At 39.8% G+C, this 16,167-nt stretch carries 15 protein-coding genes; 2 read left to right on the top strand and 13 right to left on the bottom strand.

Going from position 1 to position 16,167, the window contains the following annotated elements; translation table 11 throughout:
- Positions 1–4: 4 nt before the first annotated feature.
- Entirely contained in the window at positions 5–382 is a 378-nt protein-coding gene (locus ABEG20_RS16040) for a GxxExxY protein (protein WP_406824290.1), read from the top strand.
- Between the two features lie 211 nt (positions 383–593).
- A complete protein-coding gene (locus ABEG20_RS16035) occupies positions 594–1,202 on the top strand; it encodes a SprT-like domain-containing protein (protein WP_406824289.1) in 609 nt (202 codons plus the stop codon).
- Between the two features lie 157 nt (positions 1,203–1,359).
- On the opposite strand, the gene ade is transcribed toward ABEG20_RS16035, so the two are convergent.
- From ade to ABEG20_RS15970, 13 genes are all read right to left on the bottom strand, one after another.
- Positions 1,360–2,997 (bottom strand): adenine deaminase, encoded by a 1,638-nt coding sequence (gene ade, locus ABEG20_RS16030; RefSeq protein WP_406824288.1) that lies wholly within the window; start codon positions 2,995–2,997, stop codon positions 1,360–1,362.
- A 103-nt stretch (positions 2,998–3,100) separates the two neighbouring features.
- Positions 3,101–5,077, bottom strand: a complete 1,977-nt coding sequence (locus tag ABEG20_RS16025; protein ID WP_406824287.1) for a thiamine pyrophosphate-dependent enzyme — start codon at positions 5,075–5,077, stop codon at positions 3,101–3,103.
- 30 nt (positions 5,078–5,107) lie between these two features.
- Positions 5,108–6,496 carry a LutB/LldF family L-lactate oxidation iron-sulfur protein gene (locus tag ABEG20_RS16020; protein ID WP_406824286.1) on the bottom strand — a complete coding sequence of 463 codons (1,389 nt, stop codon included), beginning with the start codon at positions 6,494–6,496 and terminating at the stop codon, positions 5,108–5,110.
- Positions 6,497–6,645: 149 nt separating this feature from the next.
- Positions 6,646–8,280 (bottom strand): M28 family peptidase, encoded by a 1,635-nt coding sequence (locus ABEG20_RS16015; protein ID WP_406824285.1) that lies wholly within the window; start codon positions 8,278–8,280, stop codon positions 6,646–6,648.
- Positions 8,281–8,305: 25 nt separating this feature from the next.
- Complete coding sequence (gene rpiB, locus ABEG20_RS16010) at positions 8,306–8,743, bottom strand: ribose 5-phosphate isomerase B (RefSeq protein ID WP_406824284.1); 438 nt, start codon at positions 8,741–8,743, stop codon at positions 8,306–8,308.
- 44 nt (positions 8,744–8,787) lie between these two features.
- Entirely contained in the window at positions 8,788–9,669 is an 882-nt protein-coding gene (gene tatC / locus ABEG20_RS16005) for a twin-arginine translocase subunit TatC (RefSeq protein ID WP_406824283.1), read from the bottom strand.
- A 122-nt stretch (positions 9,670–9,791) separates the two neighbouring features.
- On the bottom strand, positions 9,792–10,988 hold the full coding sequence (locus ABEG20_RS16000) for an LVIVD repeat-containing protein (protein ID WP_406824282.1): 1,197 nt from the start codon (positions 10,986–10,988) through the stop codon (positions 9,792–9,794).
- A 168-nt stretch (positions 10,989–11,156) separates the two neighbouring features.
- Positions 11,157–12,500 carry an acetyl-CoA carboxylase biotin carboxylase subunit gene (gene accC, locus ABEG20_RS15995; RefSeq protein WP_406824281.1) on the bottom strand — a complete coding sequence of 448 codons (1,344 nt, stop codon included), beginning with the start codon at positions 12,498–12,500 and terminating at the stop codon, positions 11,157–11,159.
- A gap of 235 nt (positions 12,501–12,735) precedes the next feature.
- A complete protein-coding gene (accB, locus tag ABEG20_RS15990; RefSeq protein ID WP_090498268.1) occupies positions 12,736–13,212 on the bottom strand; it encodes an acetyl-CoA carboxylase biotin carboxyl carrier protein in 477 nt (158 codons plus the stop codon).
- 119 nt (positions 13,213–13,331) lie between these two features.
- Complete coding sequence (locus ABEG20_RS15985; RefSeq protein WP_406824280.1) at positions 13,332–14,330, bottom strand: beta-ketoacyl-ACP synthase III; 999 nt, start codon at positions 14,328–14,330, stop codon at positions 13,332–13,334.
- Positions 14,331–14,348: 18 nt separating this feature from the next.
- Entirely contained in the window at positions 14,349–15,287 is a 939-nt protein-coding gene (gene plsX / locus ABEG20_RS15980; protein ID WP_184465512.1) for a phosphate acyltransferase PlsX, read from the bottom strand.
- Between the two features lie 99 nt (positions 15,288–15,386).
- The gene (gene rpmF, locus ABEG20_RS15975) at positions 15,387–15,578 is read right to left on the bottom strand and encodes a 50S ribosomal protein L32 (protein WP_025143959.1); all 192 of its coding nucleotides are present in this window, start codon (positions 15,576–15,578) and stop codon (positions 15,387–15,389) included.
- A gap of 15 nt (positions 15,579–15,593) precedes the next feature.
- Entirely contained in the window at positions 15,594–16,124 is a 531-nt protein-coding gene (locus tag ABEG20_RS15970) for a YceD family protein (RefSeq protein ID WP_406824279.1), read from the bottom strand.
- Positions 16,125–16,167: the final 43 nt, after the last annotated feature.

The raw sequence follows: 16,167 nt of genomic DNA, 5'->3' as shown, positions 1-16,167 counted from the left end.
TTTTATGGCAGAAGATTTATTAACTAGGACTATCATTGGGCTGGCAATTGATGTTCATAATGCCCTTGGGCCGGGTTTGCTTGAAAATGCCTATAAAGAATGCTTGTTTTATAAAATTGATCATGCAGGTTTTCAGGTTGAAAAAGAAAAGATGATGCCCTTGGTTTTTGAAGATGTAAAACTGGATTGTGGTTACCGAATAGATATTTTAGTGGAGAATCAGCTAGTTCTTGAGTTGAAAAGCATAGAGGGCCTCAGTGATATTCATCTAGCTCAAACTTTAACCTATATGAAACTTGGTGGTTATAGATTCGGATTATTAATGAATTTTAATGTGCTAAGATTAAAGGATGGAATAAGACGAATAGTAAATGGATACTGATGTTCTGTAATGCGTTCGAAGATTAAAATATTTAAAAGAAGCTATATAATGCTTGAAATTTCTTAGATGAATATTGTTGAAAAAACCGCTCTATTTTCTCCGTGCAAACTCAATGCACTCTGTGGTAAAAAAACTAAGGTAATTTTGTTTTTTGCATTTAAAACTTTGAGCCTTTTATGGTTAAATCTCAAAAATATTTATCTTAGCAATCGTGGAGAAAGTTAAAGTTTTAGCGCAGTACATGCCAGAACCAGCGGCGCCGCTAATTGCCAAGTGGATTGATTATTTTCAGTGCGAATTTAAAATCGCTAAAACCCGCTCTACCAAACTGGGTGATTACCGTCATCCTTACCAGGGCAAAGGCCACCGTATTTCGGTTAACTTTAACCTCAACCATTATGCTTTCCTGGTAACCACTGTGCACGAATTTGCACATTTGTTAACCTGGAATGATTTTAAGAATAAGGTAAAACCACATGGAGTTGAATGGAAGAAAAACTTTCAGCGGATGATGGTTCCTTTCTTTGATATGAATATATTTCCCGCGGATATTCATAAAGCGATAGATAGTTATATGTCGAACCCTGCCGCCTCAAGTTGTTCTGATTTACATTTATCGCGGGCTTTAAAAAAATACGATAGCAATAAAACGGAGACTTTACATTTAGAGCAATTGCCAATTAATACCACTTTTAAAATCAAAGATGGCCGTCGTTTTACTAAAGGCGAGCGTATCAGGAAACGTTACCGTTGTATTTGTTTAGATGATAAACGGTTGTATTTATTTAATCCCTTGGCGGAGGTTTTTGTGATAGAATAATATTGATTTGCTGTTGTTCTGAATGCAATGAAGAATCTTTTGCAACATAGCTCTGCAGTTACATTTTGCGTTTGAAAATACCTTAGATCATTAGGTTAACGTCATTTGAAGTATTAATAGTGAACAGATTCTTCGCTGCGATCAGAATGACAAGGTACTACACGAACTTAAATTCATCCCCATCAAATAACCCTTTGTCGCTTAGTTTCAGGCGTGGAATAACCAGGAGTGCCATGAAGGAAAGCGTCATAAAAGGAGCGAGGAGTGTTGAACCTAAATCTTTTGCAAATTGATCTATAGCGGTATAGCATGCAGCAACCTTGTAACCATTGTGGTTACTCATTAAACCGGCAACCGGCAGCGGCAACACTTCTTCTTTTCCATGGCCTAAAGCTACCACACCACCAGTTTCTTTAATTACCAAATTTACTGCTTCACAGATGCTCTTGTCATCGACACCAACAGCAATAATATTATGACTATCATGTGCAACGCTTGAAGCAATGGCTCCCTGTTTTAAGCCAAAGTTTTTTACAAAAGATACAGCAATGGGCGCATCGTGGTAGCGGTTAACCACTACCATTTTGAGTATATCGTTCGCTACATCACTAATGATATTGCCGTTTTCAATCTTTGGCTTTGCCTGTATTTTATTAGTAATCAACTGGCCATCTAAGGCTTCTATTACAGGGATTTCTTCTTGTCCGGTAAAGGGATAAACAAAATCTTTTTCCTTTTTCAGGCTGCAATCAAAATGGTTAATAGATTCTGCACTGGCTATGTGTTTGATCCAGTTGCCTGTCATTTTGCCGTTTTCTGCTAATAAAAGGCCATTAATATAGGTTTGTTTTACCTTAAAATTAATCAGGTCTTCCATGACGATAAAATCAGCATCATTGTTTACCTGTAAAGCACCAACATCCAGTTTATAATGTAAGATCGGGTTGATGCAAGCCGCGCGAAGCACTTTAAATACATCAATTCCTTTGGCTACGGACCTGGCGCAAATTTCGTTGATGTGGCTTTCGACTAAACCATCGGGATGTTTGTCATCACTGCAAAACATCATCATCTCAGGCCAGTCATGCAGTAAATGGATCAAAGCCTCGAAATTTTTGGCTGCACTGCCTTCGCGGATCAATATTTTCATGCCACGCTGTAGTTTGTCCAGCGCTTCTTCTGCGGTAAAACATTCGTGATCGGTAGAAATGCCGGCATCAATATATTTTTGGACGGTATCGCCACGTAAGCCTGGCGCGTGCCCGTCAACGGGTTTACCGAGCTGATGGGCAGCAGCAATCTTTTTTAAAACTTCTTCATCTTTGTATAGCACTCCAGGAAAATTCATCATTTCGCTGAGGTATTTAATTTCAGGTCGTGCTAAAAGCGCCTTAACATCATCGTGATTTAACTCGGCGCCTGCAGTTTCGAAGGTAGTAGCCGGTACACAGCTTGGTGCACCGAAATTAAACTTAAAGGGTACGGTATTGCCGTTTTCGATCATGAACTCAACACCTTCCATGCCGCAAACGTTGGCAATTTCATGCGGATCGCTGATGGTGGCTACGGTTCCGTGCACTACCGCTAAGCGGGCAAATTCGCTAGGAATCAACATACTGCTTTCAATGTGCACATGACTGTCAATAAAGCCCGGCGTAATAAACGGGCTGCCGGCTTGTTCTTCCGAAATTTTGATAATCGATTTTATTTTTCCGGCTTCAACAGTTATTTCACCAAAGAAAATATTCTGTTCTATGATATTGACAATGTTTCCGCTGACTTTGAAAGTACCCATTTATTTTTATGTTTAATCACCGTCACCCTGATCCTATAGCTATTGGATTTGTTTCAGGGTTCTACTGAGAGATGCTGAAATAAACTCAGCATAACGATTGGCATTAGTATTTTAATAATTTATCAATTGTTTCCGCTAATCTCGCCTTAGCCAAAAAATCATCTTCCAGCACCTTGTTCATCGGAATAGCAGTGTCTAAACTTGCACAACGCATTACAGGTGCATCCAGGTAGTGGAAAAGATGCTCCCCGATCCAAGCTGAAATTTCGGCACCGAAACCATTGGTCAGGGTGTCTTCGTGTAAAATCAGCACCCGTCCGGTAGCTTTTACAGCTTCTTTTACTGTTTCCTGATCCCAGGGCTGAAGCGTACGCAGATCAACCAGGGTTGCTTCTTGTTCAATATAATTGTTTAAATGTTCCAAAGCCCAATGCACACCTAAACCATAGGTGATAATGGTAAACTGGTCACCCGTTTTTATGGTAACGGCTTTCCCTATTTCGGTAGTGTAAGAACCATCTGGCACCGGCGCAGTTAAACTTCTGTACAGGTATTTATGTTCAAAATAGATCACCGGATTGGGATCGGTAATGGCGGCCAATAGCAATCCTTTTGCATCTTCAGGAAATGCGGGATAGACAATTTTTAAGCCTGGTGTCTTTGTAAACCATGCCTCGTTGCTTTGTGAGTGAAAGGGACCTGCACCCGTTCCGGCACCAGTAGGCATACGCACCACCACATCGGCTTTTTCGCCCCAGCGATAATGCGTTTTGGCTAAATTGTTTACAATCTGGTTAAAGCCAACGCTTACAAAATCGGCAAACTGCATTTCTACAACAGCTTTATAACCATTAATGGACAGGCCCAAACCTGTGCCCACTATGGCCGACTCGCAAATAGGGGTGTTGCGCACCCGGCTTTTTCCATATTTGGCCATAAAGCCATCCGTAATTTTAAAGGCGCCACCATAGCCGGCAATATCCTGCCCCATGATAACCAGGTTAGGGTATTTTTGCATGGCGAGATCGAGTGCATCGCTAATCGCATCCAGATATCGTTTTTCGGTAGCAGCTTCGCCTGGTTGAATAATTTCGGGTTGGTAAGGAAAATACATGTCCATTTCTTCCCGAACAGGATCTGTAACGGGTTCCGGCTCTTCAAAAGCTTCTTCTACAGCTATTTCAATATCTTTTTTAAACTGGATTTTGATATCGGCAATGGTATCTGTTGTTAAAATGCCCTGCTCAATTAAATAACCTTCATAGTTGTTTAAAGGATCTTTCTTTTCCCATTCATCAAAAAGTTCTTGCGGAACATATTTGGTGCCTGATGCTTCTTCATGACCGCGCATCCTGAAAGTCATGCATTCAACTAAAACAGGTCTGGGATCTTTTCTGATTTCCATGGCCAGCTGGTTTATGGTATTATATACCTCCAGAATATTGTTGCCATCTATTTGCCGGCCTTCAATGCCATAACCAATAGCTTTATCAACCAGGTTTTTACACCTGTATTGCTCTGCCTTTGGCGTTGACAACCCATAACCATTATTTTCGATCAAAAAGATCACTGGCAAACTCCATACAGCTGCAACATTGATGGCTTCATGGAAATCGCCTTCGCTGGTGGCGCCTTCGCCGGTATAAACGAGGGTGGCATGTTGTCTGTTCGATAGTAAATCAGCCAGGGCAATGCCATCGGCAAGCGCCATCTGTGGGCCCAGATGGGAAATCATCCCTACAATTTTATAATCTTGTGTACCGAAATGAAAGGATCGGTCGCGGCCTTTGGTAAAGCCGGTTAACTTGCCCTGCCACTGGGCCATTAATTTTTTTAGCGGAATATTGCGTGAGGTAAACACACCTAAATTGCGGTGCATGGGTAAAATGTATTCTTCAGGTTGCATAGCCATTGTACTGCCCACAGCAATGGCTTCCTGGCCAATCCCCGAAAACCATTTACCTATGCGGCCCTGGCGTAATAATTTTAGCATTTTATCCTCTACCATCCGGGGATAAAGCAGTTTCTTATATAAATTCAATAAGAATTCGTCGTCTTTATCTCTTCGGTTAAAATGCATATCTGGTTGATTTAACTAATGACTCTTGATTCAGGACTCCCGACTTTTCTTTAATTCTTCCCACTGTTTTGCAAAAGATTTATCTGCAACTTTTGGCATTTCGCGATATTTGCCCCAACTCTTTTTGAAGAAGGTTTTGAGCATAAAGTTTTTAAATTTTCCGCCAAAGAAGTCCATCCAATTACGTTTTTGCATCATTTTGCTAAACATGCTCCAGCCTATTTCTTCCTTCCTGCCATTCTCATGACCAGCTGCAGCATCTCTGCGGTTGAGCAATAACATTTTATGGATATCGATTTTTACCGGACAAACCTCCGAGCATTTTCCGCAGAGACTGGAAGCATAGCTCAAATGCTTAAACTCTTCCATACCCTTTAAATGTGGCGTAATTACCGAACCAATAGGGCCGCTATATGTCGTATTATAAGTGTGCCCGCCAATATTTTTATATACCGGACAGGCATTTAAACAGGCGCCACAGCGAATGCAGTACAAACCTTGCCGCTGTTCTTTTTGTGCCAGTAAATTGGTGCGGCCATTATCGAGCAGGATCACATACATTTCTTCGGGTCCATCCGTTTCATTTGGCTGACGGGGACCACTTAATATACTATTGTAAACGGTTAAGTTTTGCCCGGTACCGTGCGAGGCCAGTAAAGGCCAGAACAGATCAAGGTCGGCCATAGAAGGAATTATCTTTTCTATACCAACAATGGCGATATGTATTTTAGGGAAAGTAGTGCTTAACCTGGCATTGCCCTCATTTTCGGTAATGGCGATGCTTCCGGTATCGGCAATCAGGAAATTGCCCCCACTAATGCCAATATCAGCATTCAAATATTTATCTCTGAGTAGTTCCCTTGCTTTTTGTACCAGTTGCGGTGGCGTGGCATCAATCGGGGTACCAAATTTATCGTGAAATAACCGGGCAATATCTGTAGCACTTAAGTGCATGGCAGGGGTAACAATGTGGTATGGCGCCTGGCCCAATAACTGAACAATATATTCACCCAGATCGCTTTCCAGCGATTCGATATGGTTTTGCTCCAGAAAATCGTTCAGGTGAATCTCTTCTGTCGTCATCGATTTAGATTTGATGACCGTTTTACCATTGTTTCGTTTAATGATATTGAGAATTTCTGCCTGGGCTTCTGCAGCATCGTTTGCCCAGATTACCTTACCGCCCCGGCGCTGAAAATTCGATTCAAATTCCGGTAAGAACTTATCGAGGTTTTCCATTACCCGCCATTTAATAACGTGGGCCTTTTTTTTAGAAGCTTCGAGGTTTTCGAATTTAGATAAGCCACGTTCAACTGCTGTATTGTATTTACCAATATTATAATTTATGGTTTTACGATGTGGTAAATCGAAAGCTTTCTCATCAGACTTCTCTAAAAATTCCTCGGCAGTTTTCATCAATGGCAATTTTATTATAGGGGTAACGAAGAATAACCGCTTTTAGTTTGGTATTACTTCGTTAAAAACCAAAGATAGGAATTTATGCAGGCACCAAAAGTAATGTGTATAAAAAAGCCCCAACATTCCGTTGAGGCTGAGTATTTTGAATATTATTTCTTCGGATTTCCTTTTCCATCCATATCTACTACCGGGCGTTTAGTGCGGTTGGCCAGCTCCCATGCCGTATAATAGGTTAATTTTGCTCTTTTGGCGAGTAAGGGGAAATTAATTTTACTTACTTCGTCACCTGGTTTGTGGTAATCCTGTTGTAACATCCCATCATAATAGAAAATAATCGGAATGCCTAATTTGGCAAAGTTGTAGTGGTCTGAGCGGTAATAAATCTGCTCAGGATCTTTCGGATCATCATATTTATAATCCAGTTTCATTTTGGTGTAAGTAGCATTTACCTGCTCGCTCAAATTTGCCAGGTCGCTACTTAACATCCTTGAACCTACCGAATAAATGTAGTTTGCCGAATCGGGTTTACCTAAATACTCTTCACCTGTACGGCCAATCATGTCGGTATTTAAATCGGCAATGGTATTGGCAACCGGGAAAACAGGATGCTCAGAATACCATTCAGAACCCCAAAGGCCTTTTTCTTCTCCAACCACTGTCATAAACAAAATACTGCGTTTAGGCCCTTTACCTGCTTTTTTGGCATCAGTAAAAGCTTTTGCCATTAATAAAACACCGGTAGTACCCGACCCATCATCATCTGCTCCATTGTTAACTTTATCTTTTGCATTTGGATCAGTTTCTAAACCAATATGATCGTAGTGACCAGTTAAGATTAATATTTCTTTCTTGAGTATAGGATCAGATCCCTCTAAGTAACCCAAAACGTTTTCACACCTAACCGATGCTTCGTTTTTGGCAGCACTTGCTGAAAAAGGAACATTTAATACTTGCGAAGCAGGTGTAATGCTTTCAGTAATTTTCTTTTGTACATCGGATACTGTAGTATTGGCTGATTTTAACAAATCGTTTGCAAGGGCTACAGAGATGGAAATACGTGGCGTTTCATTTTGTTTCTGCGCCTCAATAGCCGCATTTGTTTTAACCATAACACGGCCGTTATTTTGAGCCTGTTTCGTGTTTTCGGTAATTCTATCTACACTTGGGTCGATCAGGATAATGGCTTTAACATTATTTTCCGCAAAATATTTTGCCCTGCTTTCTAACATGGCACGGTAAGCAGCCCTGTCAACCCGTGTACCAGGTTTAATGGTTGGGTCGCCGCCGTTAAACATCATCACCACTTTGCCTTTAATATCAGTTCCGGCAAAATCGTTATAGCTGTCTTTTTTGATCCCGTAGCCAATAAATACAATCTGATCAGTAGAAAAAGTGAAACCGTTATCGCTGATTAAACTTGGTGATACAATATAATCTTTCTGATATTCTTTCGGCTGACCGTTAACAGTTACGTGACTTTCTTTTAAAGTAACATTTACTAAGTTGATTTTCTGAAAATAACTGCCATTAACCGGACCTTTTAAGCCAATCGATTTAAAATAATCACGGATATAATCTGCGGCCATCCAGGCGCCTTTAGTACCTGTTTCGCGACCTTCATACTCGTCAGATGCCAAAACTGAAAGGTGCTTATAGGCTTGCTCAGGATTAATGGCTTTGCTAAATTTGATGGCATCTTTATTGGCCGGGAGTGGTTTAATCTGGCCAAAACAACTTGCTGTAACAAGTGTTGCCAAGCCTAGGGTTAAAAACTTTTTGTTCATGATGATAATTTTAGTAGAGATCTGGTTAGCAGGAAATTTTTTCAACCCGATTTTGGTGGCGGCCACCTTCAAATGTTGTAGTTAAAAAGGTTTCGGTAATTTGTTTAGCTTCGGCTACAGAAACAAAACGGGCCGGGATACAAAGTACATTAGCATTATTATGTAGGCGTACCAGTGAAGCCACTTCTTTTTCCCAGCACAAACCTGCTCTAATGCCCTGATGTTTGTTGGCTGTTATGGCCACACCGTTGGCCGAGCCGCAAAGTAAAATACCATAGGTAAATTCTCCATTTTCAACAGCACTGGCAACGGGATGTGCAAAATCAGGATAGTCCACAGAATCTGCAGTATAAGGGCCAAAATCTTTTACTTCGTAATCTTGTAAAAAATCTTTTAATAATTCTTTGTATTCGAATCCGGCATGATCCGCGCCAATGGCAATTTTTATTTTTGTACCAGACATTGTCAAATGTATAGAGATTGTGAATTCTATTCGTAATGTTTTTGTTAGTTTGCGTAGAATGCAGCTTCAGCCTTTTTCTTCTTCCTTTCGATGTAGGCTGAAACAAAAATACTCAGCTCATACAACAGGAATAATGGAGTAGCTACAATCAACATTGTCATGATATCTGGTGTAGGTGTTACAATAGCAGCAATAATTAAAATAATTACGGCGGCATACCTTCTGCTTGCACGCATCAGTTTTGGGGTCATTAAACCGAGCTTGGATAAAATGAAAATGATAACCGGAAGTTCGAAGATAATCCCCGTGCCTAAAGTAAGGGTTGCAACAGAAGACAGGTAAGAATCGACTGTAAATGTATTTTTGATTTCGGCACTTACCGTATAACCCGTTAAAAAGTTAACCGATAGCGGGCATACTATAAAGTATCCGAAAAAGATACCAACAATGAAAAGTACAGAGGCGAAGAATACAAAGCCACTGGCCGATTTACGTTCATTTTCGTGCAGTGCCGGTTTGATAAAACGCCATATTTCCCATAACAAGTAAGGAAAACCAACCACAATACCGCACATTACGCAAACATTTAACTGAAGATTAAACTGGCCAGCCATCTCGGTATTGATAATTTCACCATTAATTTTGGTGATACACATATCTTTACCCAATGATGGAAACTGCTCTACCAGTTTACACATCATACGATAAGTCCAAAAATCAGGTTTTTTAGGTCCAAAAATTATTTTATCCAGAATCTCTTCATTGAAGTAAAAAGCGATACCCGTAAAAACGGCAATGGCAATTACGGCTCTGATTAAATGTTTACGGAGAACATCCAAATGATCGAAAAAAGACATTTCTGCCTCTAAATTGGTGCTCTTTTGACCGATAGCTTTTGTAAGTAAAGTTTTTTTAGTGTCGCTCATGTTGAAAACAAAAATACCATTCTATTTGAATAGAATGGTATTTACGTGTTAAATATAGAAATAGTTTATATTATTATGAGAAATACGTTGTAAAAAGGAGAAGTCTTGGTAAGGAAACGGTCTTACAATTGGTTTTTAATGATGCTCATTTGCCTTAAATTTGCCGCATTGTTATAATTAAACTGATATACCCCGTCTTCTCCTGTCACGATTAAAGATTTAGGGCCGGCAATAACATCAAAACTTTTAATATTGTTCAGATGCTGCAATATGTTGTCGCTTATTTTGGTTTTATCTGCAATATTAAAGCTTTTTATTCCATAGTTACCTTCGCAGAGAAACAGATGATCACCAGAGGTGCTTAGGCCATGCGGGTTTTGCATCGGATAAACCGCTATCTGTTTCGGTTTGGTAGGATTTTCTATGTCTACAACTTCCAACTGATTACTGGCTTGCCTGCACATATTGCCCGTACGTAAGGTAACATAAGCATATTTACCTTGTACAACTACCGGATCGCAGGCAAAGATATGGCTATAGGTAGATAGTTGAACAGGATTGGCCGGATCGCTGGCACTAAAGATATGCATGCCTCTATTGGTGCCTATAAATAACTTATTATCATAAGGAAAGATGGTTTCTACTCCCCAACCTAAACTGATTGCCTTTAAAAATGTTGGGTCTGATGCGGTCTTAACATTAAATAGTTTTAAGTTATTCATGCCAACGGTATACAAATAATCGTTCATCAGGGTGAACCTGGCCATCGAACCGCCTTGTCCCGAACCACCTTGAGATGAAGAAGTACTGTTAACAGTATAGTACATCTCTTTCTTATAAGTTTGTTTTTTTACAACTGTATCTTTATAGGTATAAATATATTTTTCGGTACCTGGATTATAGAATTGACTGAACACATCGGTTACCCTTTTAATCAATTTAATATTGTTCATGTTAGATAGATCAAAAGCCAGTAAATCAATAAAATTATCGGCATAAAGAATATTGTTGTGGATCGCCAAATCTACATTGCCAGGGATTTTCAGAAAAGCCATATTTACAGGCGCATTTGGATTGGCATTGTTGTAAATGTGTATGCCTTCATTAGGATCATTTATAAAAAGATAATCATTGTAAATGTATATTTTTCCGGTTTTTTTAGCTGGGGTAGCTTTGGTAAGCCCTGTAGGCAAAGCCCTCATTTCTTTCGCGGAAATTATTTTTACAATTTGGATGGTTTCATACTCATCTTTTTTGCAAGAAGTAAATAGCCCAAAAGCAAGTAGAATAAGTAGTGCGTTAGTTAGATTTTTTTTCATGTTTTGAATGTTTTGTGATTAAACGTAACCCATTAATTAAACGCTACAGCAACGTGGTAACTTTTTAATGATCAGATATTTGTCTGTTGAAATAAAATCTTTGTGAAATAAAAAAGGCTATTCAAGTGTTTTGAACAGCCTTTATAATTAAAAATGTGAAAAACTTTATTATCCTTCAGAAAACTCGAAGGTTTCCATAAACTTGGTAGTGAAATTTCCTGCTCTGAAATTAGGGTCTTTCATCAATTGTAAATGGAAAGGAATGGTGGTTTTTATCCCTTCAATTACAAACTCACTTAAAGCACGTTCCATAGTGCAGATGGCTTCTTCGCGTGTTTGTGCTACGCAGATCAACTTAGCGATCATTGAATCGTAGTTGGATGGAATTGAATATCCTGCATAAACATGCGTATCAACACGAACGCCATGACCACCCGGAGAGTGGAAATTGGTAATTTTTCCTGGAGAAGGGCGGAAGTTATTTGCCGGATCTTCAGCATTAATACGGCACTCGATCGCGTGCATTTCAGGTGTATAGTTTTTACCGGAAATCGGAATACCGGCCGCAACTTTAATCTGTTCTTTAATTAAATCGAAGTTGATTACCTCTTCGGTAACCGGATGCTCTACCTGTATACGGGTATTCATCTCCATAAAGTAGAAGTTACGGTGTTTATCAACCAAAAATTCGATTGTGCCAGCTCCTTCATAATTTACAGCCGTTGCTCCTTTAATTGCTGCTTCACCCATTCTCTGGCGGAGTTCGTCAGTCATAAATGGAGAAGGAGATTCTTCTACCAATTTCTGGTGACGGCGCTGGATTGAACAATCGCGTTCTGATAAGTGACAGGCTTTGCCAAACTGATCGCCGATAACCTGGATTTCAATGTGGCGTGGATCTTCGATATATTTTTCCAAATATAAACCATCATTGCCGAATGCTGCACCAGATTCCTGACGCGCACTATCCCAGGCGTTTTCGAAGTCTTCATCTTTCCAAACTACGCGCATACCACGGCCACCACCCCCAGCAGTAGCTTTAAGGATAACCGGGTAGCCCATTTCGTTGGCAATTGCAATACCTTCTTTAACGCTGGTAAGCAAACCTTCCGATCCTGGAATGGTTGGAACACCGGCATTTTTCATGGTTTCTTTTGCCGAGGCTTTATCGCCCATACCATTAATCTGCTCTGGGGTTGCACCGATAAATTTGATGTTATACTCTCTGCAGATGTTAGAAAACTTGGCATTTTCTGACAGGAAGCCGTAACCTGGATGTATGGCATCGGCGTTGGTTAGTTCTGCAGCCGAGATAATATTTGGGATATTTAAATAAGAATCTTTACTTGGCGGCGGGCCAATACAAACAGCCTCGTCAGCAAAACGTACGTGTAAACTCTCGCGATCTGCGGTAGAATAAACAGCAACCGTTTTAATGCCCATTTCCTTACAGGTACGGATAATACGCAAAGCGATTTCACCCCTGTTGGCAATTAGAATTTTTTTAAACATAATTTTTTAATTGATGATTATGCCGATGATATGGTTACGCTGATTATTTAGCATAATGTAACCGGCATAACCAAATTTAAATTAAATGCCATGGTTCGTGTAGCCACGAACCATTTATATTTTTTGAGTTTGTTGTAAGATCATCATAATTTTACGTTATTTCGGTTAGCTAGGTCACATCCGAAGCGTAAGCATTATCAAAATCTATCAAATCAATAATCTGTAAAATCAGCTTCTAAATAGGTTCTACTAAAAATAACGGTTGGTCGTACTCTACTGGTGATGCATTATCAACCAATATTTTAACGATACGGCCTGAAACTTCGCTTTCAATTTCATTGAAAAGTTTCATTGCCTCGATAATACAAACTACCTTACCTGCGCTAATTTCATCACCAACATTAACAAACATTGGTTTTTCTGGGCTAGCTGAACGGTAAAAAGTACCGATCATTGGCGATTTAATGGTAATGTATTTTGAAGTGTCTTCTGCAACAGGTACAGCAGGTGTTGCAGCACTTGGGGCAGTAGGAGCTGTGGCAACAGGAGCAGCAGCCTGTACAAGCGGAGCCTGTGGTACGGTAGCATGCACAACTGTTGGTGCTTGGTTTGTTTTGATCGTGATTTTGAAGTTTTCCTGCTCAATAGCAACTTCATTTACTCCAGAACGAGAAACAAATTTAATCAGTTCCTGTATTTGTTTGATATCCATTTTTTAGGCTAGTTATGTAAAAAATAGTGTTTATTGAATTAACTAAGTTATACTTTTTTTGTTTGATTTTTTTATTAGGGCGGTACCTTTACTTCGGAATCCCGACTAAAGACTTCTGACTATTTTGTGTCGTAAGCCCATTTAAGGTATACCGAACCCCAGGTAAAGCCACCACCGAATGCAGCTAAAACGATGTTATCGCCTTTTTTCAATCTGCTTTCCCATTCCCATAAACATAGGGGAATTGTTCCGTTGGTTGTATTTCCGTAACGTTCGATGTTGATCATCACCTTATCGGTTGTAACCCCCATACGGTTCGCAGTGGCGTCTATAATGCGTTTGTTAGCTTGGTGAGGTACTAACCAGGCAACATCATCAGCAGTTAAGCTGTTGCGCTCCATAATTTCGGCAGCAACATCGGCCATATTGGTTACCGCGAATTTAAACACGGTTGGCCCTTCCTGATGCGCAAAATGCTCTCTTGCATCAACGGTTTCGTGTGTGGCAGGTTTAACAGAACCACCTGCTTTCATGCCCAAAAAATCTCTTCCGGCACCATCAGTTCTCAGGATAGAATCCTGGATACCGAAGCCTTCTTCATTCGGTTCTAACAAAGCGCAGCCGCAGCCATCGCCAAAAATGATACAGGTGGTACGGTCTTCATAATTGATGATTGAAGACATTTTATCACCACCAACTACTAAAACTTTTTTATGTCTGCCTGATTCGATAAATGATGCACCTGTAGAAAGACCAAATAAAAACCCAGAACAAGCGGCCTGTAAATCATAACCCCAGGCATTGGTAGCGCCAACTTTATCTGCTAAAACGTTTGCTGTTGCAGGGAAAGTAAAATCCGGAGTAGTGGTGCAAAAGATAATCAGTTCAATTTCTTTTGCATCAATTCCTCTCTTCTTAAGCAAGCCGTTTACAGCATGAACAGCCATATCGGAAGTGCCTAAACCTTCTCCTTTTAAAATTCTACGTTCTTTAATTCCCGTTCTGCTGGTAATCCATTCATCCGAAGTGTCAACAATGGTTTCTAACTCTGCGTTTGTAAGCACATAGTCTGGGACATAACCATTTACTGCTGTAATAGCAGCGTGAATTTTACTCATTTTAAGAATTTTAATAAATTATTTAAATGCCATTCTAATTTTTTCTACCAATCCGGTAGTAATCATTTCTCTGGATTGTAGAACCATATTTTTAACAGCCAGCGGACTGGAAATTCCATGCCCGATGACCACAGGAGCGTTAACACCTAGAACTGGGCTTCCACCGTATTGTTCATAATTAAAACGATCGAAAAACTCATCTTTTAGTCCCTTTTTGATGGTAAGCACGTAAAATGATTCGGCTAATTTTAGCATCACATTTCCGGTAAAACCATCGCACACAATTACATCGGCCTTATCGTTAAATAAATCTCTACCTTCCACATTTCCAACGAAGTTGAAGAGGCTGGTTTCTTTCATTAACGGAAAAGTAGCCATACTTAGCATATTTCCTTTTTCATCTTCTTCACCAATATTCATCAGGGCAACTTTCGGATCATTGATCTGCAAAAGGTTTTCTGCATATAAACTGCCTAAAACGCCAAATTGTAATAAAATATCAGGTTTGCAGTCGGCATTTGCGCCTACATCTAATAAGAGGCCCGTACCGCCTTTAATTTTCGGAAGAATTGTACATAAACAAGGGCGGATAATGCCCGGAATGGTTTTAACGCTAAAAACTGCGCCAACCAGCATGGCTCCAGAGTTACCAGCGCTTGCGAAAGAATCGATTTTACCTTCCTTTAAAAGGTTAAAACCAACAGCTATGCTCGAGTTTGGTTTCTGAACGATTGCTTTGGTGGGATGTTCGCCCATACCAATTACTTCATCAGTATGAACGTATTCAAAATGATCTGGATTGAACCCCTCTTCTGCCAGAATGGGTTTAATCTGTTCGGTATCGCCAATAAGAACTAAATGCTCTCCGGCGTTAAGCGATTGATGAGCAGCTATTGCTCCCAAAACAATTGCTTTGGGAGCATAGTCTCCGCCCATTATGTCGAGGCCTATTTTCATAGAAAAAATCTGTTTGTGTTAGTCAGGTGTAATCCTGAATTTTCAGTTGACTAAGGTATGACTAAAGCCGCTGAAAACACAAACAATTTTTTAAGAAAATTACCCTATCTGAGTATTTTCGATAACCAGTTTGCCGTTGTAGTATAAGTTACCATCAACGTTGTAAGCACGGTGAGGTACGTGGATAGCACCTGTTGCCGAGCATGTTGCTAAAGAAGGGGTAACAGCTTTATAGTGTGTTCTTCTTTTATTTTTTCTCTGTTTCGAGATTTTCCGTTTTGGATGTGCCATTGGTGTATAATCTAATTATTTTTTTAACTTATTAAGGGCTTCCCAACGTGGGTCGCTTGTTTGTTCATTTTCTTCAGCCTGGTTTTCGATCGATAATTGATTTAACCGGTCAATCATCTCCTGATCACAATCTTTACCTGCCTGTTCGCAGTTTTTGATGTAAGGTACCGCAACATTAATCATTTCGTATAAAGGACCAGATATGTCAATCTCGGTTTCTTTACGGCTTAACGAAATAATTTCTTCATCATCGCTCTCCAGTTCATCTTCAGCAAACTTTACAATTTGCCTTTCATAAAGATTTATCGGCAAGGGAAACTCGGATAAACATTTATCGCAATCTAAATTAACTGTACCGATAACTTTGAATTTTAGCAGCAACATGGTCTCTTGTTTATCAAGTTCCAGGTCTACTTTTAAATTTCCGCTTTTAATTAACGAATACTCAAATGCGTTAAAAAAGCGGTCATCAAGCTCATAATCAAACTGATGAGTTCCCAATTTTAAGCCGGTAAACGGTAATGAAAATTGTTTTAATGAGTTCAAAGTACTGTAAAATTTTAGCCTGCAAATGTAGGGATAAAATATT

The organism is Pedobacter sp. KACC 23697, assembly GCF_045348445.1.
Lineage (GTDB): Bacteria > Bacteroidota > Bacteroidia > Sphingobacteriales > Sphingobacteriaceae > Pedobacter.
Note: the sequence above shows the minus strand (reverse complement) of the source record. Positions and strands in the feature narration are given on the sequence as shown.

Bases quoted from the DNA above. Each gene is read 5' to 3' on its own strand.
- ABEG20_RS16025 (WP_406824287.1), bottom strand. From the start codon at position 5,077: ATGCATTTTAACCGAAGAGATAAAGACGACGAATTCTTATTGAATTTA.
- ABEG20_RS15985 (WP_406824280.1), bottom strand. From the start codon at position 14,330: ATGAGTAAAATTCACGCTGCTATTACAGCAGTAAATGGTTATGTCCCA.
- accC (WP_406824281.1), bottom strand. From the start codon at position 12,500: ATGTTTAAAAAAATTCTAATTGCCAACAGGGGTGAAATCGCTTTGCGT.
- accB (WP_090498268.1), bottom strand. From the start codon at position 13,212: ATGGATATCAAACAAATACAGGAACTGATTAAATTTGTTTCTCGTTCT.
- rpiB (WP_406824284.1), bottom strand. From the start codon at position 8,743: ATGTCTGGTACAAAAATAAAAATTGCCATTGGCGCGGATCATGCCGGA.
- rpmF (WP_025143959.1), bottom strand. From the start codon at position 15,578: ATGGCACATCCAAAACGGAAAATCTCGAAACAGAGAAAAAATAAAAGA.
- ABEG20_RS16000 (WP_406824282.1), bottom strand. From the start codon at position 10,988: ATGAAAAAAAATCTAACTAACGCACTACTTATTCTACTTGCTTTTGGG.
- ade (WP_406824288.1), bottom strand. From the start codon at position 2,997: ATGGGTACTTTCAAAGTCAGCGGAAACATTGTCAATATCATAGAACAG.
- ABEG20_RS16015 (WP_406824285.1), bottom strand. From the start codon at position 8,280: ATGAACAAAAAGTTTTTAACCCTAGGCTTGGCAACACTTGTTACAGCA.
- plsX (WP_184465512.1), bottom strand. From the start codon at position 15,287: ATGAAAATAGGCCTCGACATAATGGGCGGAGACTATGCTCCCAAAGCA.
- tatC (WP_406824283.1), bottom strand. From the start codon at position 9,669: ATGAGCGACACTAAAAAAACTTTACTTACAAAAGCTATCGGTCAAAAG.
- ABEG20_RS16040 (WP_406824290.1), top strand. From the start codon at position 5: ATGGCAGAAGATTTATTAACTAGGACTATCATTGGGCTGGCAATTGAT.